Source organism: Streptomyces sp. WELS2 (assembly GCF_013870595.1).
GTDB lineage: Bacteria > Actinomycetota > Actinomycetes > Streptomycetales > Streptomycetaceae > Streptomyces.
The window spans coordinates 1-1,382 of record NZ_JACBWZ010001234.1 but is presented as its reverse complement, the minus strand read 5'-3'; the positions used below and the strand labels follow the sequence as shown (position 1 = coordinate 1,382).

General features: G+C 70.8%; 2 protein-coding genes. Both read right to left on the bottom strand.

From position 1 onward, the window contains the following. Positions 1 to 490: GTP-binding protein (locus H5J33_RS35305; RefSeq protein ID WP_181798726.1), on the bottom strand; the 490-nt coding region annotated here is incomplete at its 3' end. A gap of 2 nt (positions 491 to 492) precedes the next feature. Continuing rightward, positions 493 to 1,380, bottom strand: coding sequence for a sulfate adenylyltransferase subunit CysD (cysD, locus tag H5J33_RS35300; RefSeq protein ID WP_181798725.1), 888 nt, complete (start codon positions 1,378 to 1,380; stop codon positions 493 to 495). Positions 1,381 to 1,382 lie beyond the last annotated feature (2 nt).

Below are 1,382 nucleotides of genomic sequence, written 5' to 3'. Positions count from 1 at the left end.
CCCGCTCCTCGTACCCGACGAGGTCCATCTTGTTCACGGCCAGCACGACGTGCGGGACGCGCAGCAGGGCGGCGATGGCCGCGTGCCGGCGGGTCTGCTCGACCACGCCGTTGCGGGCGTCGACCAGGATGACCGTCAGCTCGGCGGTGGAGGCGCCGGTGACCATGTTCCGGGTGTACTGCACATGGCCGGGGGTGTCCGCGAGGATGAACCGGCGCCGGGGCGTGGCGAAGTAGCGGTAGGCGACGTCGATGGTGATGCCCTGCTCCCGTTCGGCGCGCAGGCCGTCGGTGAGGAGGGCGAGGTCCGGGCCGTCCTGGCCGCGGCTCGCGGAGACCCGCTCCACAGCCTCCAGCTGGTCGGCCAGGACCGACTTGGAGTCGTGCAGCAGCCGCCCGACGAGGGTGGACTTGCCGTCGTCGACGGAGCCGGCGGTGGCGAACCGCAGCAGGGTGGTGGCCGAGAGCGCCTCGGTCGTGGTCGTGCTCATGCCTAGAAGTACCCCTCGCGCTTGCGGTCTTCCATCGCGGCCTCGGACAGCTTGTCGTCGGCGCGGGTCGCACCGCGCTCGGTCAGCCGGGACGCCGCGATCTCGGCGATGACCTTCTCGATGGTGTCGGCGTCGGAGTCGACCGCGCCGGTGCAGGACATGTCGCCGACGGTGCGGTAGCGCACCCGCCGCTTCTCGACGCTCTCGCCGTCCTTCGGGCCGCCCCACTCGCCCGCGGTCAGCCACATGCCCGAACGCCGGAACACCTCGCGCTCGTGCGCGTAGTAGATCTGCGGCAGCTCGATGCCCTCGCGGGCGATGTACTGCCACACGTCCAGCTCGGTCCAGTTGGACAGCGGGAAGACGCGCACGTGCTCGCCGGGGGCGTGCCGGCCGTTGTACAGGTTCCACAGCTCCGGCCGCTGGCGGCGCGGGTCCCACTGGGAGAACTCGTCGCGCAGGGAGAAGACGCGTTCCTTGGCGCGGGCCTTCTCCTCGTCGCGGCGGCCGCCGCCGAAGACCGCGTCGAACCTCTCGCTCTGGATCTTCTCCGTCAGCGGGAGCGTCTGCAGCGGGTTGCGGGTGCCGTCGGGACGTTCCTTGAGCACACCGCGGTCGATGTAGTCCTGGACGGAGGCCACATGGAGGCGCAGCCCGTGGGCGGCCGCCACACGGTCCCGGTACTCCAGGACTTCGGGGAAGTTGTGTCCCGTGTCCACGTGGAGCAGGGAGAAGGGGACCGCGGCCGGGGCGAACGCCTTCAGCGCGAGGTGCAGCATGACGATGGAGTCCTTGCCGCCGGAGAACAGGATCACCGGGTTCTCGAACTCGCCCGCCACCTCGCGGAAGATGTGCACCGCCTCGGACTCCAGCGCGTCCAGGTGCGACAGGG